Genomic DNA, 22,745 nt, shown 5'->3' on the forward strand with positions numbered 1-22,745 from the left:
TCTTGCACAGGATTCAGGCTCCGCTTCTTTTATCAAAGCATCTGAAACGCTACAAAGTACGCAACTAGATCAGCGTTACCTCACTATGGCGCTCAATCTCCTTATTCAGGTCTAACCAACATGTTGAGATCCAAAGACATTGAACTCTTACTTGTTCACGCTGCGCTACAAGTTCAATACCAAAAGCCAGAGCATGCCATTTCTATTCTCGATGCGGTTCTAGAAATAGAACCGCAGCACAAAGAGGCGATGCAAACACTTGCTGTGGCGTGTTTACAAAGTGGTCGATATACCCGGGCGATTGAGGTGTGTGAGCACTTATTAAAATCTGACCTTCATCCTGACTCGGCAGGACTCTGGTTTTGTTTAAGCCAAGCGCGTTGGAAACAAAATGACGTCGATGGGGCACGCCAAGCGCACCGACGCTATCTGCAATCTTTAAATAGTGAATCACATGAATAAGTTGATCGATATTCTAAACAAAGTAGGGCAACGCAAAGACATTATGCTTGCGGTGATGTTACTCGCGATCGTCTTTATGATGATATTGCCACTTCCTACCGCACTGGTGGATGTGCTGATTGGCACCAACATGAGCATTGCGGTGGTGCTGCTTATGTTAGCGATTTACATCACCACGCCACTTGAGTTCTCTGCATTTCCTGCGGTGCTATTGATCACGACATTGTTTCGTCTGTCTTTATCTATCACGACAACCCGCTTGATCTTGCTACAAGGCGATGCTGGTCAAATCGTTTATACATTCGGTAACTTCGTTGTGGGCGGTAACTTAGTGGTCGGTATTGTTGTGTTCCTGATCATTACCATTGTTCAGTTTATGGTGATCACCAAAGGCTCAGAGAGGGTAGCAGAAGTTAGTGCGCGCTTCTCACTCGATGCGATGCCTGGTAAGCAGATGAGTATTGACGGTGACATGCGTGCCGGAGTAATTGACGTACACGAAGCTAGGCACCGACGATCACTGATTGAAAAAGAAAGCCAAATGTATGGCTCGATGGATGGCGCGATGAAGTTCGTTAAAGGCGACTCCATTGCGGGTCTGGTCATCATTGTGGTCAACATCTTAGGTGGCGTCACGATCGGGGTAACGCAAAAAGGCATGAGTGCTTCTGAAGCACTTGAGTTATTTGCGATTTTGACCGTTGGCGATGGTTTAGTATCGCAGATCCCGGCACTCTTTATCGCGATTACCGCCGGTATTATCGTGACGCGTGTTTCTCATGAAGATTCTTCTGATCTTGGGTCGGACATTGGTGGGCAGGTCATTGCTCAGCCACGTGCGCTTCTTATTGGTGGTGTGCTTTTGGTGCTGTTCGCACTCATCCCTGGGTTTCCAAAAATCACTTTTTTGGTCTTGGCCGCCGTGGTTGGTGGTGGTGGTTTCTTCCTTTTCTATCAACAGAAAAAACAAGCGGAATCAGATAGCACCGACTTATCAAGCTTTGTTTCGCAAGGGGCCGGTTCGCCAGCAGCGAAGCCAAGCAAACCTACGCCTTCTAGAAACAGTAAAGGTAAGTTAGGTGAGCAAGAAGAGTTCGCCATGACGGTCCCGCTGTTGATTGATCTTGACGCGAGCCTTCAGGAAAGCTTGGAAGCGGTCGCATTAAATGAAGAGCTAGCAAGGGTTAGACGCGCACTATATCTCGACCTAGGCGTGCCTTTCCCAGGCATCCACCTGCGCTTTAACGAGGGGATGCAAAATGGCGAGTACTTAATTCAGTTACAAGAAGTCCCGGTTGCACGAGGACGAATTGTTAAAGATCAACTCTTGGTGACAGAAGGGAATGAACAGATCGATTTATTAGGCGTGCCTTATGAGCAAGATGAAGATTTTCTACCCGGTATTTCTAGCATTTGGGTGGCACAGAGTTATGAGCAAAAACTCGTAGCCAGTCATGTCGGTTTTCTCACACCCGACAGGATTTTAACGTACCACTTGTCTCATGTTCTTAAGGAGTACGCACAAGACTTTATTGGTATTCAGGAGACGCGTTATCTGTTGGAGCAGATGGAAGGCAGTTATTCGGAGCTAGTCAAAGAGGCCCAGCGTATTGTTCCGTTGCAAAAAATGACGGAAATCTTGCAACGCTTGGTTTCTGAAGACATTTCTATCCGAAACCTTCGCGTGATCTTGGAAGCGATGGTTGAGTGGGGCCAAAAAGAGAAAGATGTTGTACAGCTGACGGAGTACATTCGTTCCAGCTTAAAACGTTACATTTGCTACAAATACGCGAGCGGACAAAACATGTTGCCCGCTTACTTATTGGATCAAAGTCTCGAAGACACAATACGCAGCGGTATTCGTCAAACCTCAGCAGGGAGTTACTTGGCGTTAGACCCGTCAGTAACGCAACAATTTGTCAGTGATGTGAAACAGACCATTGGTGACTTAAGCCGCATGCCGAATAAACCTGTGCTAGTTGTGTCTATGGATGTACGCCGATATGTGCGAAAGCTTATTGAATCGGAATACTACGATCTGCCCGTTTTGTCATTTCAAGAACTAACCCAGCAAATCAATATTCAGCCACTTGGAAGGGTGGGGATGTAATGAAAACAAAACTAATACTCTCGCTGGCGCAAGCGGGGATCGAAGTGACGCCATACTTTTGGCAACAAAGTGAAATTCAACTTGGTTATCGAATTGAAGTTGAGGGCTTAGAGCTCGTTTTTCGGGTGGAGGACGGTGAAATCATCATCGTTCTTCTGAAACGCGTTCGTCCAAAATTGGGGTTGAGTAACCCCTTTGCCGGCTTATTTCTTTTGGCTGAACATGCCATTCAACTTTATCCCTCCGATTGGGTCATTCGCGGCAACGTCGATGTGTTACGTGGTAGCAACATGAGCAGCCAGCGATTGGCACAGTTCTATCTAAAAGCATGCGGTGCAAGCCATGATGAGCTAGACGACTGGTACTGTTTACGCCTAGCAGATTATAGACCTTTGAAAAAGTTGAAAAAGTAAAAACTCACGACTGTTACTGACAGCACCGATGAGATGACCCGCTTTAAGATAGGAATCAAGATGAAGCAACCGTTTACCGATGCGATTGAGAACGCTGAGCTTGCCATTAGAAAAGCTGAAGACAGAACCGATATTTTTAACGAGCTATTGGAAGGCTTAGGTGTTGGTCCTGTTGCGGGGGATGTTTTACTTGGCGGCATAAAAGCGCCAGTAGATACCATGAAACGTGCAGAGCAAGAGCTAATAGACGAAGTCCAGCGCCGCCGGCAACAACAAACTCAGCTACAAGGTACGTCAGGTAAACGCAGAAAGCGTCCCACAGTGATGCGCGGCATGATGATTTAGAGGTTTGGAAATGACGAATATGAAAACGACTGGCTCTACGACAGGAGCAACAGACACAGCTGCGAGTAGTGCACCATTACCCACTTTCCAACAAAACTTGATAGAGGCATTTACCCCTGTACTGGGTGAAGCAGAGACTCAGCAACTTGCCTCTCTAATCTCTTCATTGCCAACTATCTCGGGACAAACGGAATCACAAAGCATCGCGCTTTATGTTGATACGCTTGAAAACCTAAAAGCGAAAAATAACGCGTTTGCTGGTATATCATTGACCGACACCGCATCTGTTTGGATAAAGTCGCTACAAAGTGCTAACTCAGATGGCGAATTAACCGCAGCCGAGTTTAATGCTCAAACAAACCAAACGCTATCAAATCAGTTTCAGGCTTGGTTTAGTAAGTTACTGACGGAAAACGTAGATAGCTCGTTATCTACTGAGTTTGTTAGTCAATTCAATTTGGGGACTCAGAGTAACCAAGCGGAGCAGATCGCCAACCTCTCCGAGACAGGTCTGGCTAACGCCACCAAAGAAATTTCTCTTTTTGTTGCAGTGCTTGCTAATCAAATGGGCTCCCGTGAAGTGAGAGATGCTTCTATTTCTTTTCTTCGCAATGCCTTTAGTAGCTTAGGCTCCGTTAATCTCGCGCAACTGAAGAGCTCGGACTTTCTGTTGACTAAAGAGAGTTTCGCTCTTCAAGTCTCAGCTCAATTAAAAAGTAGTTTTCAAGGCATCGGTATTACTTTAAGCACCGATGACGCAAGTGCGCTAGCTAGCAGAATTACCTGGACTCCTGGTATTTCTAAGCAGCAGCTTAAAGAAGCGTTAGATGAAATGGCCGCTCAAGTGAAAGGCCAATATAGCGCAGCTTATGGTGAGGCGAGTGGAACGAACAATCTAAAAGCAGCACTTAATACTGTCATTGGTGGAACTGAGCCTTTGACCCTTTCTAGTCTGTTCGCCAACTTCGCGGTGAGTTTAACAAATATAGAAATCGACGACTTTTACCAGGACAGCGCGATAGCCGATGTCCAAAAGACACAGATAACGGCAGCTCAAGTTAATTTGATCAAAGAAAACACCGAACGAGATATCCGATTACAGTTTGAAAAAATAGTAAAAGGTGAATCTACCGGGGCTTCATTTACTGAGCGATACGAGGCATTGCGCAAGAACTTAGGGGCATTGAAAGAGCGTCTACTCAATATCACCGATAAAGAGAAAGCGGATCGCGAGGTGAGAGCAGAGCACTCTCTAACGGCTCGTGATTTGTTGGCCGTTGTTGAGTCCAGCATTGGAGACCGTTTTGATGAGCAAGTGCTGCTTGCACTAAATGAGCGTCGTGTTAACCGTTTAGAGAAACGTAATGACCAGAAAGAGGCATTAGAGGATCTCACAATACAGCTTAAAGTTTTTGGTGTTGTGCAATCAAAAATTCACTCTACGCAAAGTGTTGATGGGGTTTATAAACCGGGATATCCAGAAAGTAACTTCAAAGCGAGTGACTTTAACTACAGCAATCAAACGGATTTTGAAGCTTCACCTGAGTACAAGTATTTGACGGATAATAAGATAACAAACCATCGAGACTTCCTTCAAACACAAGGTATTACTATCGGTGATGGTGCGTCGTACCAAGACGAAGAGAAGTCGAAAAAACTGTCTAATTTTTCTAGTTCTGTCAGTGCTAAATCCAAGTTGCTTAACGATGAAGTGCAAATCAAAACCACTGAGCTGAACGACACCAGTTCTCAATACAACTCGACCGTTGAAGCGATGAACAAGTTTGTTCAGAAGTACCACAGTATTTTACAAGAAATCCTACGAGCCATTTAAGGATAACCAACCATGACTAAAACAAACGCGACCGATCCATCCCAAATGCAAGCAGAAGAGCTGCTGTCTTTTCTGGAAGAGGGAGGCACGCTAAAAATGTTGCACGATGTGTCTCAGGACACCATCGAACACATTTATGCCGTAGGTTACAACTTTTTCCAATCGGGAAAGATTGAGCAAGCAGCGAAAGTATTTCAATTACTCAGCATGCTTGATCATTATCAGGCGCGATTTTTCATTGGCCTTGGCGCGGCTCGTCAGGAGTTGGGTGAGTATCTGCAGGCAATAGACGCCTACAGCTACGCAGCGCTAGTGGACGTAAATGATCCACGCCCACCTTTTCACTCTGCTGAATGTCACCTTAAACTGGAACAACTGACAGAAGCAGAGAGTGGGTTTTACAGCGCGAAGGAGATGTCTGCCGGAAAATCACAATATGCAGATTTGCATGAGCGTGCAGGCATCATGTTAGAAGCGGTGAGAAATAAAAAGGAGTAATTAGACTATGAGTTCTATTGCACTTGACCGCATCCAGACACAGGTTTATAGCCCTGAATCTGGCCAAGCCACGTTAGATAACGTGCAGAAAACGGCGTCTACAGCGACGCCTTCTGTGACGGTAGAAAACGTGAAGAGTAAAGATGCAGATGTACTGAACACCGGAAAAGTAAAAGTTCAGTTAGATGCACCTAACGCAGCTGTTAGTGACAAAGTGAATGATTTGACGCTAAAAGCCATGGCACAGCTGCAAAAGATCGTCGATACCATTGCAAAATCTCTCCATGCAGTTGCAGACCAAACAGGTTCGATTGCCGTCAAAATCATCGCAGGATCTGCTGATGATTTTGAAGTAGAGCTTGCTGCTATCACGGATAAACTGAAAAGTGCTCAAAACGAGCTGAAAATTCAGGAAGTGAAGGTCGCAAAAGCTAAGCACGAAAAAGAGATGGTGGAAAACCAAGACAAAATCAAAGAATCGGAAGCCGCTGCAAAAGAAGCCCAAAAATCAGGCTTAGCAGCGAAGATCTTTGGTTGGATCAGTGCGGTGGTTTCTATTGTTGTTGGTGCCGTAATGGTGGCAACGGGTGTTGGTGCAGCGGCCGGTGCACTTATGATCGCTGGTGGCGTCATGGGAGCAGTGAGCATGGCGTTGCAAGAGCCAGCCGTTCAAGATGCGCTAAAAGAAGCGGGCGTAAATGTCGATGTGCTAAACAAAGTCGTAATGGCATTAGAAATCGCCGTCGCGGTTATCGGAGCTGTTGTGACGTTTGGTGGTGCAGCAGCTGGCGGTATCGCGAAACTTGCAGCGAAAGGTGCTGGTAAGGTAGCTCAAAAGGTCACGGAAATCGCTACGAAAGCCGCTGCAAACATGGCGAAAGTGGCGGATATGGGCACAAAAGCTGCGACAACAACAGCGAAAGCGATTCGTTATGGCGCAGAAACCGTCGATCTTGCCGTCAACGTGGGTAAAGGCGCAACGGACAGTGTTCACGCTGCTAACAATGCTCACGTGACAGAGATTCAGGCTGATATCACAGACCTTCGAGCCAAAATGACGTTAAGCCAGGCTGTCATTGATAAGCTCAAAGAAGAGATTGGTAAGTTGATGGAAGACTTCCAAGAGCTGATGAGCCTCATCATGCAAATGATTCAAGCGAAAAGTGAAACGATGCAAACGGTGTTAAGCCGTCCTGCAACGGTATAAGGAGTTTATTATGCTAGATAAAGTAGGCGGAATGGGTCGTGGTGAACTATACGGTTTAGGCGATACCATTAAAACCAACAAAGCAGAAAAAGCACCGGAAACAAAGCTTGAAGCGGGCGCTGTTAAAAGCCAAAGTGAGTCAGGTGTTTCTGGTGCAGCACGCTACCAGTTAGAGACACCTAAAGCTCCCACAGTGAGTAACCAAGCTCAAGTTGTTGCAAACCTAATGAGCGCTCTTGCGCCGACGGTGAGCTCATTAATGAGCACAACGATGAAAGCACTTAACGGTGAGGAGGTGATCAAGTCACCATCAGATGCGGTATCACAATCGTTGACGCTATTAACATTGTTGTATCAAGTATCAAAGCTGAGCCGTGAGCAGCAAGTGCTACAACGTGAAATTGCTGTTGAAGCAAACGTCGCGAGTTTAGAAAGCCAAGCGGCAGAACTCAACAACTCGGCAAGCGCGATGATCGCGATGGCAGTCGTTTCGGGTGTACTAGCGGGTGCTACCGCAATTATTGGTGCCCTTGGTTCTTTCAAAGCAGGGAAAGAAATCAAGAATGAAATGGCGAGCAATAATGTACTTAAAACGCAAAAAGCTGGCTTCGATCAAGCAGAAGAGTTATTAAATAACAATAGCTTGTCTAAAACGCAGCAAGATCAGGTTAAGCGTGCGCACTCACTAGCGAAAGACAATATCGCAGACACGACAGCGCAGCTGACAAGTGGTGGCCGTAAGTTCGATAAGTTGATGAGCTCAAACCAAGCGAAGAACGCTATTCTTCAAGCTTTGGGCCAGATGGCAAACTCAGCATCGAATGTAGAGCAAACCAAAGCGCAAGCGCGCAGCAAAGATGATGAAGTACAAGCGACTCGCGCACAAGCAGCCAAACAGAAAGCCGATGAAAACATTGGTTTCCAAGAAGGTTTATTGAAAGAGCTACGTGACTTGTTCCGATCTATCTCAGATAGCCAGAACCAAGCGTGGCGAGCATCAGTCCCAACGGTGTAACCATCCGTTTCACTAACTACAAAGCGTTGTTTATACAACGCTTTTTTTATGGGATTCAAGTCTAAATGCTATTTATCAGTAGGTTAAGTTGATAAAAAAGTATATATCTATAAATCAACCTCCAAGGATGAGAACTTAAACGTTATCAAATTGTTAACGATTGCTATACTTAAACGGTCATCAACACAAGTAAAAGGGATGTTCAATGTTTAAGTTTAAGCAAATCGCACTTGCGGCTTCTTTGGCGGCACTCACAACAGGCTTTTCTGCGTCTGCGGAGGAAACGTTTGTCACGATTGGTACCGGTGGAGTAACAGGGGTTTATTATCCGACTGGTGGCGCTATTTGTCGCTTGGTTAACAAATCGCGAGAAGATCACGGTATCCGTTGTTCGGTAGAAAGTACTGGGGGATCGATTTATAACATCAACACTATTCGTGCTGGTGAATTGGACCTCGGTATCGCGCAATCAGACTGGCAGTATCATGCTTACAAAGGAACCAGTAAGTTTGAAGAAAGCGGGCCTTTTAAAGAGCTACGCGCCGTATTCTCCGTTCATCCAGAACCGTTTACTGTCGTTGCACGTAAAGACGCGAACATCAAAACTTTTGATGATTTGAAAGGTAAGCGCGTTAACATTGGTAATCCTGGTTCTGGTCAGCGAGGTACTATGGAAGTACTAATGAACCAGTATGGTTGGAGTAACGACGACTTTAAGCTTGTCTCTGAGTTAAAAGCAGCAGAGCAATCAAAAGCACTTTGTGATAACAAAATTGATGCGATGATTTATACCGTTGGTCACCCAAGTGGAGCGATTAAAGAAGCCACTACGTCGTGTGATAGTAATATCGTAACGGTAGCTGGACCTAATGTAGAAAAACTGGTTGCAAACAACAGCTTCTATCGTGTCGCAAATGTCCCAGGTGGTATGTATCGTGGCACAGATAGTGATGTTCAAACCTTTGGTGTGGGCGCGACGTTTGTTTCTTCTACTGCGGTACCAGAAGATGTGGTTTATAACGTGGTTAAAGCGGTATTTGAAAACTTCGATGATTTCCGCCGTCTCCACCCAGCGTTTGCAAACTTGAAGAAAGAGGAAATGGTAAAAGACGGTTTATCTGCGCCTCTTCACCCAGGTGCGCTCAAATACTACAAAGAAGTAGGGCTGATTAAGTAAGCGTTACTTTCTCTTATTATTGATGTAAAACGCCATCTTTCTCGATCAATGCCACTCGTTTAACCGCGAGTGGCATATTTCTATTTCTCGTCATCCTGTACAGCGACGAAGGAGCGTGATACAGGATCTTCTATCCGAGCACTTTGTGATCAAAATGGTTTCATTAGCCGCTCAGTGTAGTGCTATTAGATTCCTAACCTCGCTGGAGTGACACAAAAATCGTTAAGCTATCTGCATTAATCTTTCGCGCTGGTGTTTTTGTAGGATTGTTATCCACTTGTACAAGTTTTGCTTAAACATAAACATCAATGAAAAAGTAGAGAGTGATGAGAATAGAAGAAAGAGCAACAAACCCTTTAACATGATTGGGATTCAGTTGACGAGATACACGAGCTGCAAGATACCCACCTACCAACGTACCGACCAAAACAACACTACCTGTGTGCCAATCAATGGAGCCATTGGCAACAAAAATCACGATAGCAATGAGTGAAACACACGTAGATACGAGCAATTTCAAACCGTTCATTAAATTAATGTCTTGGTGACCAGCTACTACCAGATAACTCAGAACAATAACCCCTAAACCTGCGTTGAAAAAACCACCGTAAGCAGAGACACCAACAAGTAGTAAACCCAACGCGATTGCTCCGAGTATGCCAGCATGTTTGTGCTCTTTCGCGACAGTTTTGATTAGCATTGTTAAACGAGAACCGGTGAGAAAAAGCACGGTGGCAAATAAGAGTAACCAAGGGATAGCTTCCATAAATAGCGATTCTGGCGTGTTGAGCAACAGATATGCTCCGACAGCGCCGCCGACTAAACTGAATGAGACTGTGAACAGCAGTTCATGCTTGTTCTTCATGATCTCTTCTCTGAACCCGACGGCTCCGCTAATGTAACCCGCACATGAAGCATACGTGTTTGTTGCGTTAGCCATAATAGGAGGAACACCAACTGCCAATAGAGCCGGAAAAGTAATAAAGCTTCCGCCTCCTGCTATGGAGTTAATGATCCCACCAATTACGCCAGCAACGAATAAAAGTGCGAGTTCTAAAAGCATAAACAATCCTTGTTATGTTCTTTTTCATTGTTAGAGCTTCAGATGATCCAACCTACATGCTCTAATGTTCTGATATGAGGTTTACTTTACCCGCTCCAAAACAAAATTGTTCAGTTCTGTAACGTTTTTGATGACATGAACGGCTTTAGTTTGAGAGTACCCCTCGAGGCGAGACATAAAGTCATCATTCCAGAATGCAGGGCATTGCTGAAGAACTTTGTAGCTTTGTAACGTTCCTTTCAGTACCGAACTACCATCAGGCCAACCTTCAGGTTTAATGAAAAGTCCTTTAAGGAGACGTTTCGTCACAAACCAATAGCTTACTGAGTATGGTAGATCAATATAAATGAGAGTATCGGCTGCATCTAAACGAGCGTTAAAAGAGCTGATCGGTCCAAGGCCATCTATAATCCAACGATCTGAGCTTAGTATATTGCTATGGGCTTCATCAAAAACGTTACGCTCAACGGGATCACCGTTTGGTTTATAGACTATTGAATCTAATTGATGAAGAGGAAGACCGGTAGCCGACGCGATTACTTTACTTACCGTCGATTTTCCACTGCCGGGTTTACCAAAAACTGCTATTTTTTGCATTGTGACCGCCTCCAAGAGAGCTTTTCCCATACGGTAGAGACAGAAAACCCACCGTTATGGGTGGGTTCGATAAATACTGAGCGCATCAAAAAATCCCACCATTCCTATGGAATGATGATAATTCGTTGGTTAAGTTGCGCTAAGTGTGTGTTCATACAATCACCTTCATATAACGACAGTGATTTGTCAATACCATCTGCACAATAAGCGAACGATTTGGAGGGCGGAAGATAAAGCCATCACGATGGATGGCTTTATCTAGGTTGAAAGAGACAGCGATTACTGCTCAACGCTGACTGGCTGTGCTTTAAACTTTTGAATCAGCTTTACGATTAGTGGACTTGCCAATACCAATACAGCTAAAACAGTAAAGGTAAGGGTAATAGGACGCTCCCATAAGAAACTCAGTTCTCCATCTGAAATCATTAATGCGCGGCGTAAGTTCTCTTCCATTAATCCTCCAAGGATGAAGCCCAGCAATAAAGGTGCGAGTGGGAAGTTAGCGAGCCGAAGTGCAATGGCAGCCATAGCCACAATCAGCATCACGAACACATCCATAGTATTAAAAGAGACCAAATAAACGCCGGTGATTGAGAAGAATAAAATCATCGGTAGAAGCACCGTTCTTGGAACCGCCAAAAGCTTTGAAATGTACGGAATCAACGGTAAGTTCAGGATCACAAGTACGATGTTGCCGAAGTACATGGAAATGATCACTGACCAGAACACATCTGGGTGTTCAACAAACAGGCGAGGGCCAGGTTGAATACCATAAGCGATCAGCGCACCGAGCATTATTGCTGTTGTACCAGAGCCCGGAATACCAAGCGTTAATAGCGGTACAAATGAACCACTAGATGCTGCATTGTTCGCAGACTCTGGCGCAACCAAACCACGTATACTGCCTTTACCGAACTCATCCTTTTTCTCTTTAGGTGCGAGGTTGCGCTCCATACCATAGCTTAAAAAAGCAGCAATGGTTGCCCCTGCGCCAGGAAGAACGCCAGTGAAGAAGCCTAATATTGAAGAGCGAATTGAAACAGGCGCAACATCTTTGATTTCTTCCTTGGTCACTTTCATTGAGCCAATGTTGCTCAGCTTTTCTTGTTCTTCATCGCTGGTGTCTTTTGATGGTTTAAGGATGCCCATCAGTGTCTCACCCAGTGCGAATGTCGCCATTGCAAGCAACAAGAAGCTAAAGCCATCCATTAAATCCGTTAAACCGAAGGTAAAGCGTTCAACGCCTACGCCTTTATCGATTCCAACTGTAGATAGCATCAAACCAAGAATGGTCATCATCCACGCTTTGATTACCTGACCTTTCCCCGCAAAAGCCGCGACAGCTGATAACCCAAGTAGCATCAACGCAAAATAGTCCGACGATTGGAAGCTAAGGGAGACGCTAGCCAATGCTGGTGCGGCAACAAGCAACATAATGGCAGATAGCGTACCGCCAGTGAAAGACGAATAAGCTGCCAAAGCTAATGCTTTACCTGCTTGGCCTTTTTGGGCCATTGGGTAGCCGTCAAATGCTGTGACCACGGTTGAAGAACAACCCGGCGCGTTAATTAAAATCGACGATGTAGAGCCACCAAATACCGCACCGTAATAAACACCCGCCATTAAAATAAGGCCAGAGGAGGGCTCTAGGCCATAAGTAATTGGGATCATCAAAGCAATGGCTGAGATCGGCCCAAGTCCAGGTAACATGCCGATAAATGTACCGACGAAGCAACCAACGATCACCATCATAATGTTCATTGGCATTACTGCGGTGGATAAACCTTGTAGAATTCCATCTAACATAATTCAGTCCTTTCTTTGACTACCAGATGGTGAAAATCAAACCCGGTTCGAGATAGATGTCCAAACCTTGAGTGAGTAATAAGTAGAACGCGATCACGAATGGAAACGACGCGCCAAACAGAACGGGTTTACGTCTTTCCCCGAGCAGATAAAAGCCAGCCAATAAAAAGAAGCCAGTAGCTATCACAAAACCTAAGTAAGTCAGGCCCACGCCGTAGAGCGCCATTAAAATTAAAAAGGCAATCAGTAACTTCCAATTGAAGGTCAGCACTGCGCCACTTTGTTTATCTGGTTGTCCTGTCACCAGCAATAGCAAAGAAAGGCCGACACCAACGTAAGTCAGGATGGTTGGCAGAGTACGTGCGGTGAATGGTTCATACTCATCACCTGGAAACAATGGAATTTGTGAGGTTTGATAACCGTAGCAAAGACAGAAAAGTAGAAAGATCATTGCGCCGACGCGGTCACGACAGAGTAAATACTCTTTGGTGAAAAAGTTGGTTGAACGAGGCATATTCAACTCCTAACAAAAGTAAAAAAGACCGCATATGGACGTCAATGAATAAACTAAACCATTAACAATTAAGCATTTCGCTGCTAGTCGAGCCGCTTTGGGTATATAAACAAAGGAGTGTGCATGCCGATTGTCGACAATGTCCATATGCGGTGAAACTTAGAGTGCAAATACAATGGGGAAATACCAACCTACGTTATTCATTGAGGTTGGTATCTGAGGGACCCCAATTCGATTGTTACTTCAGGAAGCCTAACTCGCGCATTAAGTCACCCATCTGTTGCTCTTGATCTTCAAGAAACGCGAAGAATGCTTTATCCGCTTTATAGTTGTCGATCCAACCATTGCGGTCTCGAACGACTTGCCATTCGTCGGTGTTATACATTTTAGTAAATGCGGCATTCCATTCATCTAGCTTTTCTTGGCTTGTGCCTGGTGCTGCAAAGAATCCACGCCAGTTAGCAAAGACAGTTTCATTACCATATTCGGTGAGAGTTGGAATGTTAGGCGCAGCTTCTAAACGTTTTGGTGCTGTAATCGCTAACACTTTCACTTGCCCAGACTTAGACATTTCGAGTACTTCACCTAACCCTGTAGAGAGCAGTTGTGTTTCGCCTGAAAGTAGGGCAGCCATGGCTTTTCCACCTGCATCATAGGCAATGTAACGAACTTTGCGCGCATCAAAACCTTCACCTTTGAAAGCCGCTGCTATAACCAAATGATCCATAGAACCACGAGCAGAGCCACCAGCAACCTTCACTTTACGAGGGTTTTCTTTAAAAGCTTTAACGACATCTTCCCAAGAGCTGTAAGGAGAATCGGCTGATGTAACAATGGCGCCATAATCGGCAACCGTTGCGGCAACAGGAGTCAAGTCGCGGAAAGATTGTGGGAAGATCCCACTGAGCGAGCGAACGACGATCGGTGTTGAGTTCACCATGAGTGTATCTTCTTGACGATCAGCCGTTTCAATCAAATGTGCGATTGCTTTGCCACCGCCACCACCAGATAGGTTTTGAAATGATACGGTTTCGACGATGTCCGACTTTATTAATACATCACCAGTACCTCGGGCGGTCATGTCCCAACCGCCACCGGCACCTCCAGGGATAAGAAAGTGCATTTTTTCAATATCTGCAGCAAGAGCGTTGAATGAAAATGAAGCTGCGATGATTGAAGCGGCGAGCGTTGGTTTGAGTACCTTTAACATGTTCACGTTCCTTATGTTAGCGACTCTATTTAGTTGAGCCTTATTGTTTTTGCTCAGTTGTCATGCCTTGTAAGCGTTAAAGCTGAACTTGGTGTAAAGGTTAATTAAGTGTTAAATATCTGTCTGTAAAAGAGATATAAAGAGAATATTGAGCATTTCGGTTATTTTGTTCATAAAGTTCACGGCGAGAAGTTGGTGTTAGGTCACGCGGCTTTACGCTTTGGTAGGCCATAATAAAATGACGGAAAATGAACGAGGAAAAGAGAATGAAAGGGACGTGTTTGTGCGGCGCAATTGAAGTCATCGCTGAGGTTAAAAATGAGGTTAGCCTGTGCCATTGCTCTATGTGTCGAAAATGGTCGAGTGGCGCACTTCATGCGGTGCATTGTGGGCCTAACGTGACGTTTAAAGGTGGCGAACCTAAACGTTATCAGTCGTCAGACTGGGCGGTGAGAGGTTTTTGTGGCGAATGCGGCACAAACCTTTTCTATCATTTGTTGCCGACAGGTGAGTACATTCTTTCCGCTGGTTTGTTCGATAACCCAGATTTCAAACTCACTTTAGAGATTTTTACCGATGAAAAGCCAGCTTATTATGACCTCAATTCCGCTTCACAAAAGATGACTTCGCAACAAGTCTTTGATCAATTTGTACCTAAAGAATAGTTTTTTATCCGATTATTGTTCGACAGCTGAGCTTTTAGTTTTTAGATCATAAGCTTAAAGGTTTATAAGTTGTCGACAATGTGAACTCACCATTCTTTATTTCTGCTAAAAACGGCACTTAATAGGCATTTTAGGCCAATTTAAATTACGACCTTAGTCTAAATTGTCGACAATTTACTTGATTGTCGACACTTTGATCGACTACTTTATATTCAGGTTAAGAAATTGTAGACATTTCGATGTCGGTAACAAGAGTATCTGAATATGAACTCTGAGTTGAAAGCTCGTTATAAAGTGCTGGGTTCTGAGAAAGAACACACCAAATCCGAAACGCTGACCGAAACACTCATTGAAGTCATTGTTAATGGCGACGTGAAGCCTGGCCATAAGATATCAGAGCCTGAGCTAGCAAAGAAATATCAAGTCAGTCGTGGGCCTTTGCGTGAAGCATTGATGCGCTTAGAGGGGCTAGGGCTCATCGAGCGAATTCCTCATGTTGGGGCTAGAGTGACCACTTTTTCTCCGGAAAAGCTGATAGAACTTTATGCCGTTCGAGAAGCATTGGAAGGCATGGCGGCAAGGTTAGCTGCGCGACACATTACGCAAGAAGAGCTCTTAAGCTTGGAAATGCTATTGTCGACACATTCCAAGCATATAGACCAAATGGAAGGCGCGTCTTACTTCCATCAACATGGTGACTTTGATTTTCACTATCGCATCATCCAAGCCAGCAGAAACAGTAAGTTAATATCTCTGCTGTGTGATGAACTCTATCACTTATTACGGATGTATCGTTACCAGTCGCCACGTGCGCAATCTCGCCCGAATGAGGCGCTCACCGAACACAAATTCATTTTGGAAGCCATTCGCAATCGCGATGAAGAGCTTGCAGAAATGTTGATGAGAAGACACATATCAGGAAGTCGAAAGCTCATCCAATCTCAAATTATACATACAGAAAGTTTAGACAAAGACTAGAAGGAATTCGTCATGAGCTTAACACCGGGAGCGAAATTCAGACTCGCCATTGAACAAAATAATCCACTACAAATTGTCGGCACTATAAACCCGTATTGCGCCATGATGGCAAAAAACTTGGGTCACCAAGCGATTTACTTGTCTGGTGGCGGTATCGCAAATGCTTCATACGGATTGCCGGATCTCGGTATCACAACATTAAACGACGTTTTGGTTGATGTTGACCGTATTACTAACGCATGTAATTTGCCTCTTTTGGTTGATATCGACACGGGCTTTGGCGGTGCATTTAACATTGCTCGCACGATCAAAGCGATGGAAAAAGCGGGCGCGGCAGCGGTGCACATGGAAGACCAAGTCGCACAGAAACGTTGTGGTCATCGTCCGAACAAAGCAATAGTCAGCCAGCAAGAGATGGTTGATCGTGTAAAAGCCGCGGTTGATGCACGCAATGATGAAAGTTTCGTGATTATGGCTCGTACAGACGCGCTAGCTGTTGAAGGCATGGACAGCGCAATCGAGCGTGCGATTGCGTGTGTGGAAGCTGGCGCAGACATGATCTTCCCAGAAGCGATGACCAAGCTGGATCAGTACCTTCAGTTCTCAAACGCACTTGAGCAAGCAACTGGAAAGCACGTTCCTATTCTGGCCAACATTACCGAGTTCGGCGCAACGCCACTGTACGGCTGCGATGAGCTTGCAAAAGCGAAAGTCGATATGGTGCTTTACCCATTAAGTGCGTTCCGTGCCATGAACAAAGCTGCTGAAACGGTCTACAAACATTTGCTAGAAGTGGGTAATCAGGAAGCACTGGTTGATTCGATGCAAACACGTAAAGAGTTGTATCAGCACCTGAATTACCACGACTACGAAGACAAACTTGACCAGTTATTCTCTGAAGGGAAATAGCGGGGAAAAGCAAAAATAAACGGAAGCCCAAGAAAAAGATAATCGGAATTTATCTCATCTAATAACGTGAAATTCGTTTGGCTAAAAACACCCCAGAGAGGGAAAAGTCAGACAGAAAAGGAGTTCAAACAATGTCTCAAACTGCAGAAAAGAAAGCAGAATTAGGTGGCGCAGGCCTTCGTGGTCAAAGCGCAGGAAGCACAGCTTTATGTACTGTCGGAAAAACGGGAACTGGTCTAACTTATCGTGGATACGATATTACTGATCTTGCGAATAACGCACAGTTTGAAGAAGTGGCTCACCTTCTGTTACGCGGTCACTTGCCGAATCAACAAGAACTCGATGCATACAAGACACACCTACTCAGCCTTAGAGGTTTGCCAGCCGAGCTAAAACAAGCTTTAGAGTTAATTCCTGCAAGCGCACACCCAATGGACGTAATGCGCACGGGTTGTTCTGTATTGGGTAACCTAGAGCAGGAAATGAGCTTCGAGGAGCAACTGAAAGCAACCGAACGTATGCTAGCCTTGTTCCCTGCCATCATCTGTTACTGGTACCGCTTTAGTCATGATGGCGTGCGTATCAACACCGAGGATCAGACTGAAGATTGCATCGGTGGTTACTTCTTGCGATTACTTACAGACAAAGCGCCATCTGCGCTGCACAAACAAGTGATGCATTGCTCGCTCATTCTTTATGCTGAACATGAGTTTAATGCTTCTACATTCGCAGCACGCGTTTGTGCATCAACGTTGTCAGACATCCATTCTTGTATCACGGCAGCAATCGGTACGCTTCGTGGACCACTTCACGGCGGTGCGAACGAAGCGGCGATGGAAATGATTGAAGATTGGCAAACGCCCGACGAGGCGGAAGCGAACATCATGAAAATGCTAGCCAATAAAGACAAGATCATGGGCTTCGGTCATGCGATTTATCGTGAAAGTGACCCTCGCAACGCCTTAATAAAACGATGGTCCAAAGAGCTATCGAAACAAGTTGGTGATACACATCTATATGCGGTTTCTGAGCGTGTTGAATCAGTGATGAAGCGAGAGAAAGGTCTGTTCTGTAATGCGGACTTCTTCCATGCATCGGCTTACCACTTCATGGACATTCCAACCAAACTATTTACCCCAATCTTTGTGATGAGTCGTTTAACGGGCTGGGCTGCACACGTTTATGAACAGCGTGCCAATAACCGTATTATTCGCCCAAGTGCCGATTATACGGGCCCAGATCATCAAGAATGGGTGCCTATCGAGAATCGCTAGCGCGAAGGTCAACGAGGGCATTATATGCTTTGGTTGACCACCTCCTTCCTTTGTCATTCTCTCTAACAGAGGAAGGAGATCCTCTCATCACTGTGTTTCTGGAGCAATGGAAAACCTTGATGAAGGCAAGATGTAAAGACTGAATGGAAGCAAACCATGAACACAAATATTAATACTCAATATCGTAAGCCGCTTCCGGGAACTCAACTGGATTATTTTGATGCACGCGAAGCCGTCAATGCCATTTCTCCTGGAGCCTATGAAACACTCCCTTATACCTCTCGCGTGCTAGCTGAGCAACTGGTCCGCCGCTGTGACCCGAACACATTGACAGATAGCCTGAAACAGTTAATTGAACGCAAACGCGATCTTGATTTTCCTTGGTATCCAGCACGCGTTGTTTGTCATGACATTCTTGGTCAGACCGCTCTAGTCGATTTAGCGGGTCTGCGCGATGCCATTTCAGATCAGGGCGGCGATCCTGCAAAAGTGAACCCAGTGGTTGAGACACAATTGATCGTTGACCACTCTTTAGCGGTTGAACATGCGGGCTTTGATCCTGATGCCTTCGACAAAAACCGCGCGATTGAAGAGCGCCGTAATGAAGACCGATTCCACTTTATCGAGTGGTGTAAAACAGCGTTTGAAAACGTCAGCGTGATTCCAGCTGGGAATGGCATCATGCACCAAATCAACTTGGAAAAAATGTCTCCTGTGGTACAAGCAAAGCAGGGCATTGCCTACCCAGACACCTGTGTGGGTACGGACAGTCACACGCCTCACGTAGACGCTCTTGGTGTTATTGCGATAGGTGTCGGTGGTCTGGAAGCAGAAACCGTCATGCTTGGCCGACCATCAATGATGCGTCTACCAGATATTGTCGGTGTCAAACTGACGGGTAAACGTCAACCGGGCATTACCGCAACGGATATTGTCCTCGCGATTACTGAGTTTCTGCGTAATGAGCGTGTGGTATCTTCATATCTTGAATTCTTCGGAGAAGGCGCACGTGATCTAACGATCGGAGACCGCGCAACGATTTCAAACATGACACCAGAATACGGCGCAACAGCTGGCATGTTTTATATTGATGAGCAGACCATCAATTACTTGAAACTAACTGGTCGAGATGAAGAACAAGTTGCTTTAGTAGAAAATTACGCAAAACAAACCGGTCTTTGGGCAGACGATCTTGATAGCGCAGTTTACGAGCGCGTACTTGAGTTCGATTTATCATCAGTTAGCCGTAACTTGGCTGGTCCGTCAAACCCTCATCGTCGTTTACCAACTTCTGAGTTGGCACAGCGCGGCATTTCTGGAGCGTGGGAAGAGAAAGAAGGCGAGTTGCCAGATGGTGCAGTGATCATCGCTGCTATTACCTCATGTACGAATACCAGTAACCCAAGAAACGTGGTTGCTGCTGGCCTTGTGGCGAAGAAAGCCAACGAACTTGGTCTTGTACGTAAACCGTGGGTGAAATCGTCTTTTGCTCCGGGTTCTAAAGTTGCACGCTTGTATCTGGAAGAAGCGGGCTTATTACCAGAGCTAGAGAAGCTTGGCTTTGGCATTGTTGGTTACGCATGTACAACTTGTAACGGTATGAGTGGTGCGCTGGATCCAAAAATCCAACAAGAGATCATCGACCGTGATTTATATGCGACAGCGGTGCTTTCTGGTAACCGTAACTTTGATGGTCGAATCCATCCGTACGCCAAACAAGCTTTCTTGGCTTCACCACCATTGGTTGTCGCTTATGCGCTAGCCGGTACGATTCGTTTTGATATCGAGCGCGATGCACTGGGCACTGACCAACATGGCAAACCAATTTATCTCAATGATTTGTGGCCAAGCGATGAAGAGATCGATGCAGTTGTCGGTACTCATGTTAAACCTGAGCAGTTTAAGCAAGTTTACATTCAGATGTTTAAGCTGAATGATCAAGAGCAAAATCCCAACCCGCTGTACGACTGGCGTCCGATGAGTACCTATATCCGCCGACCACCGTACTGGGAAGGTGCGCTAGCGGGAGAAAGAACATTGTCTGGTATGCGTCCATTGGCGATTCTGGGCGACAACATCACCACTGATCACTTATCACCATCCAACGCGATTCTCGCAAGCAGCGCTGCAGGTGAATACTTAGCGAAAATGGGTGTGCCAGAAGAAGATTTCAACTCTTACGCGACTCACCGTGGTGACCACTTAACGGCGCAACGCGCGACCTTCGCTAACCCAAAGTTGTTCAATGAAATGGTGAAGGAAAACGGCGAAGTCGTGCAGGGATCTCTGGCGCGTGTAGAGCCAGAAGGGCAGGTGGTTCGTATGTGGGAAGCGATTGAAACCTACATGAATCGTAAACAACCATTGATCGTGGTGGCTGGCGCGGATTACGGTCAGGGGTCATCCCGTGACTGGGCAGCAAAAGGCGTTCGACTGGCGGGCGTAGAAGCCATTGTTGCTGAAGGCTTTGAGCGTATTCACCGTACTAACTTGGTTGGCATGGGCGTACTACCACTGCAATTTAAGTCGGGCGTTAACCGCAATACGCTAGAGCTGGATGGTACGGAACTTTACGACGTGGTTGGAGAAATCAAGCCGGGCGCTGATTTAGCGCTGGTTATCACACGCAGCAACGGCGATAAAGTCGATGTTCCGGTTACTTGTCGCTTAGATACCGCTGACGAAGTTCACGTGTACAACGCGGGCGGTGTTCTGCAGCGTTTCGCGCAAGATTTCTTGGCACAATAAGGAGTGCGTATGGCAAATAATACTCCGAATCAAACAAGCCAAATAAAAGTGCCCGCGACGTACATGCGTGGCGGCACGAGTAAAGGTGTCTTTTTCAACCTAGAGGATTTACCTCAAGAAGCGCAAATGGCTGGAGCCGCGCGTGACAAGCTGTTGTTACGTGTTATCGGCAGCCCGGATCCTTACGCGAAGCAAATCGACGGTATGGGTGGTGCAACCTCCAGCACCAGTAAAACAGTGATTGTTTCGCGCAGTAGCCAAGACGGTCATGACGTTGACTATTTGTTTGGACAAGTGTCGATCGACAAACCATTCGTCGATTGGAGTGGTAACTGCGGCAACTTGTCTGCGGCAGTTGGTCCCTTCGCCATTCATGCTGGGCTGATTCCACAAGACCGCATTCCAGAAAATGGAATTGTGACGGTGCGTGTTTGGCAAGTGAACATAAGCAAAACGATTTTGATTCACGTGCCAATCGTCAATGGTTTCGTCCAAGAAACCGGAGAGTTTGAGCTCGATGGTGTCACGTTTCCAGCGGCAGAAATTCAAGTGGATTTTGTTGATCCTTCCGATGGCGAAGGAAGTATGTTCCCAACGGGTAACTTAGTTGATGATTTGGTGGTGCCGGATGTGGGTACGTTCAACGCGACCTTTATTAACGCGGGCATACCAACCATTTTTATTGATGCTGAATCGATAGGATATCAGGGCACCGAGCTGCAAGACGATATCAACAACGATGACACAGCATTAGCGATGTTCGAATCCATCCGTGCATATGGCGCGTTAAAAATGGGCCTGATTTCTGATTTAGAAGAAGCTCAAACACGCCAACATACGCCGAAAATAGCGTTTGTTTCTAAACCGAAAAGTTACCTGTCTTCAAGTGGTAAAGCCGTTAATGAGTCGGATATTGATGTGCTCGTTCGCGCGCTGTCGATGGGCAAGCTACATCATGCAATGATGGGAACAGCAGCCGTTGCTATTGCTTCTGCTGCGTGTGTGCCCGGAACGTTAGTGAATTTAGCCGCTGGTGGCGGTGAAAAAGAGTCCGTGACTTTTGGTCACCCGTCAGGAACGTTAAAAGTTGGGGCACAAGCGAAGCAAACTGAGCAGGGCTGGGTGGTGCAAAAAGCCATTATGAGCCGAAGTGCGAGAATACTGATGGAGGGATTTGTGCGTGTACCCTTCTATGTCTTCGATTAAAAGAGACGATCTTTGGATTAAAAGAGCGATCTTTGAGTAGAACGAGAGCAATGTCAGGACATACTGGAGGAAGCAATATGTCTTCATACGAAAAAGAATACTTATGGGCGAAGAATGAACCGGAGAGTTTTTGGCGCGCTCAAGCGGAGAATCTCGATTGGTTCGAATCTCCTAAAACTATCTTGAAATCTGATGAAAACGGCATAGAACGTTGGTTTCCAGATGGTGTAATGAATACGTGCTGGTTAGCATTAGATTACCATTGCGAGCAAGGACGCGGTGATAATACTGCACTCATTTATGACTCGCCAGTGACAGGTCGTAAAGCCACGTACACCTATAGCGACCTACGTGACCAAGTAGCAAAAATTGCTGGCATGCTGTCTGCTCAAGGTGTTGAAAAAGGCGACCGAGTCGTTATTTATATGCCGATGATCCCAGAAGCCGCAATGGCGATGCTTGCCTGCGCGCGTTTGGGGGCGATTCATTCCGTAGTATTCGGCGGTTTTGCTCCTAATGAGCTTGCTGTACGAATTGAAGATGCAGAGCCGAAAGTGATCATGACGGCGTCGTGCGGGATTGAGATCAACAAAGTCATTCCATACAAACCAATGGTAGACAAAGCCATTATGGACAGCCGTTGGAAGCCTGAGAAAGTGTTTGTTTTCCAACGTCCAGAGTGCGACGCTGAGCTAAACCAAGATAGAGACTTAG

Annotated in this window: 21 protein-coding genes and 1 pseudogene; 17 read left to right on the forward strand and 5 right to left on the reverse strand. The window is 45.8% G+C overall.

The features are described 5' to 3' along the window. From vscX to IQP38_RS04455, 10 genes and pseudogenes are all read left to right on the forward strand, one after another. Positions 1-115, forward strand: a pseudogene (gene vscX, locus IQP38_RS26230) (type III secretion system protein VscX); the annotation flags it as partial. A 5-nt stretch (positions 116-120) separates the two neighbouring features. After that, positions 121-462: a type III secretion system chaperone VscY gene (gene vscY, locus IQP38_RS04415; protein WP_005377248.1), complete on the forward strand. Its 342-nt coding sequence runs from the start codon at positions 121-123 to the stop codon at positions 460-462. Continuing rightward, positions 446-2,572 (forward strand): SctV family type III secretion system export apparatus subunit VcrD, encoded by a 2,127-nt coding sequence (gene vcrD, locus IQP38_RS04420; protein WP_104979251.1) that lies wholly within the window; start codon positions 446-448, stop codon positions 2,570-2,572. The genes vscY and vcrD overlap by 17 nt, the downstream gene beginning before the upstream one ends. Further along, positions 2,572-2,985, forward strand: coding sequence for an LcrR family type III secretion system chaperone (locus IQP38_RS04425; protein ID WP_053304394.1), 414 nt, complete (start codon positions 2,572-2,574; stop codon positions 2,983-2,985). Before vcrD ends, IQP38_RS04425 begins: the two co-directional genes overlap by 1 nt. Positions 2,986-3,045: 60 nt before the next feature. After that, positions 3,046-3,330, forward strand: coding sequence for an LcrG family type III secretion system chaperone (locus tag IQP38_RS04430; protein ID WP_005377254.1), 285 nt, complete (start codon positions 3,046-3,048; stop codon positions 3,328-3,330). 10 nt (positions 3,331-3,340) lie between these two features. Further along, positions 3,341-5,164 carry a virulence-associated V antigen gene (locus IQP38_RS04435; protein ID WP_158156520.1) on the forward strand — a complete coding sequence of 608 codons (1,824 nt, stop codon included), beginning with the start codon at positions 3,341-3,343 and terminating at the stop codon, positions 5,162-5,164. Between the two features lie 12 nt (positions 5,165-5,176). Beyond that, positions 5,177-5,662 carry a SycD/LcrH family type III secretion system chaperone VcrH gene (gene vcrH / locus IQP38_RS04440; protein WP_005377258.1) on the forward strand — a complete coding sequence of 162 codons (486 nt, stop codon included), beginning with the start codon at positions 5,177-5,179 and terminating at the stop codon, positions 5,660-5,662. 7 nt (positions 5,663-5,669) lie between these two features. Beyond that, positions 5,670-6,869: a type III secretion system translocon subunit VopB gene (gene vopB, locus IQP38_RS04445; protein ID WP_005377260.1), complete on the forward strand. Its 1,200-nt coding sequence runs from the start codon at positions 5,670-5,672 to the stop codon at positions 6,867-6,869. A gap of 10 nt (positions 6,870-6,879) precedes the next feature. Beyond that, entirely contained in the window at positions 6,880-7,884 is a 1,005-nt protein-coding gene (gene vopD, locus IQP38_RS04450) for a type III secretion system translocon subunit VopD (RefSeq protein ID WP_047102689.1), read from the forward strand. A 205-nt stretch (positions 7,885-8,089) separates the two neighbouring features. Further along, complete coding sequence (locus IQP38_RS04455; RefSeq protein ID WP_017821698.1) at positions 8,090-9,061, forward strand: TAXI family TRAP transporter solute-binding subunit; 972 nt, start codon at positions 8,090-8,092, stop codon at positions 9,059-9,061. Positions 9,062-9,353: 292 nt separating this feature from the next. On the opposite strand, the gene IQP38_RS04460 is transcribed toward IQP38_RS04455, so the two are convergent. The 5 genes from IQP38_RS04460 to IQP38_RS04480 form a co-directional block, all read right to left on the reverse strand. Then, positions 9,354-10,124: a sulfite exporter TauE/SafE family protein gene (locus IQP38_RS04460; protein ID WP_053350349.1), complete on the reverse strand. Its 771-nt coding sequence runs from the start codon at positions 10,122-10,124 to the stop codon at positions 9,354-9,356. An 81-nt stretch (positions 10,125-10,205) separates the two neighbouring features. Further along, on the reverse strand, positions 10,206-10,721 hold the full coding sequence (locus IQP38_RS04465) for an adenylate kinase (protein WP_053307019.1): 516 nt from the start codon (positions 10,719-10,721) through the stop codon (positions 10,206-10,208). A gap of 279 nt (positions 10,722-11,000) precedes the next feature. Then, positions 11,001-12,527 carry a tripartite tricarboxylate transporter permease gene (locus IQP38_RS04470; protein ID WP_005388177.1) on the reverse strand — a complete coding sequence of 509 codons (1,527 nt, stop codon included), beginning with the start codon at positions 12,525-12,527 and terminating at the stop codon, positions 11,001-11,003. 19 nt (positions 12,528-12,546) lie between these two features. Then, positions 12,547-13,041, reverse strand: a complete 495-nt coding sequence (locus IQP38_RS04475) for a tripartite tricarboxylate transporter TctB family protein (protein WP_005388179.1) — start codon at positions 13,039-13,041, stop codon at positions 12,547-12,549. Positions 13,042-13,279: 238 nt separating this feature from the next. Further along, a complete protein-coding gene (locus IQP38_RS04480; protein WP_005388181.1) occupies positions 13,280-14,251 on the reverse strand; it encodes a tripartite tricarboxylate transporter substrate binding protein in 972 nt (323 codons plus the stop codon). A 266-nt stretch (positions 14,252-14,517) separates the two neighbouring features. Between IQP38_RS04480 and IQP38_RS04485 the strand changes: the two genes are divergently transcribed. From IQP38_RS04485 to IQP38_RS26235, 7 genes are all read left to right on the forward strand, one after another. Further along, on the forward strand, positions 14,518-14,916 hold the full coding sequence (locus IQP38_RS04485; RefSeq protein ID WP_053304399.1) for a GFA family protein: 399 nt from the start codon (positions 14,518-14,520) through the stop codon (positions 14,914-14,916). A 264-nt stretch (positions 14,917-15,180) separates the two neighbouring features. Continuing rightward, on the forward strand, positions 15,181-15,894 hold the full coding sequence (locus tag IQP38_RS04490) for a GntR family transcriptional regulator (RefSeq protein ID WP_005377279.1): 714 nt from the start codon (positions 15,181-15,183) through the stop codon (positions 15,892-15,894). Positions 15,895-15,906: 12 nt separating this feature from the next. Continuing rightward, the gene (gene prpB, locus IQP38_RS04495) at positions 15,907-16,803 is read left to right on the forward strand and encodes a methylisocitrate lyase (RefSeq protein WP_193837345.1); all 897 of its coding nucleotides are present in this window, start codon (positions 15,907-15,909) and stop codon (positions 16,801-16,803) included. Between the two features lie 131 nt (positions 16,804-16,934). After that, the gene (gene prpC, locus IQP38_RS04500; RefSeq protein ID WP_005377283.1) at positions 16,935-18,077 is read left to right on the forward strand and encodes a 2-methylcitrate synthase; all 1,143 of its coding nucleotides are present in this window, start codon (positions 16,935-16,937) and stop codon (positions 18,075-18,077) included. A 156-nt stretch (positions 18,078-18,233) separates the two neighbouring features. Beyond that, complete coding sequence (gene acnD / locus IQP38_RS04505; RefSeq protein ID WP_054579505.1) at positions 18,234-20,825, forward strand: Fe/S-dependent 2-methylisocitrate dehydratase AcnD; 2,592 nt, start codon at positions 18,234-18,236, stop codon at positions 20,823-20,825. A gap of 9 nt (positions 20,826-20,834) precedes the next feature. After that, on the forward strand, positions 20,835-22,031 hold the full coding sequence (gene prpF / locus IQP38_RS04510) for a 2-methylaconitate cis-trans isomerase PrpF (RefSeq protein ID WP_158159669.1): 1,197 nt from the start codon (positions 20,835-20,837) through the stop codon (positions 22,029-22,031). Positions 22,032-22,108: 77 nt separating this feature from the next. Then, a partial coding sequence (locus IQP38_RS26235; RefSeq protein ID WP_228009984.1) for an AMP-binding protein occupies positions 22,109-22,745 on the forward strand: 637 nt, incomplete at its 3' end.

Source organism: Vibrio sp. OPT41 (genome assembly GCF_015163595.1).
In the GTDB taxonomy this organism is placed as follows: Bacteria; Pseudomonadota; Gammaproteobacteria; order Enterobacterales; family Vibrionaceae; genus Vibrio; species Vibrio alginolyticus.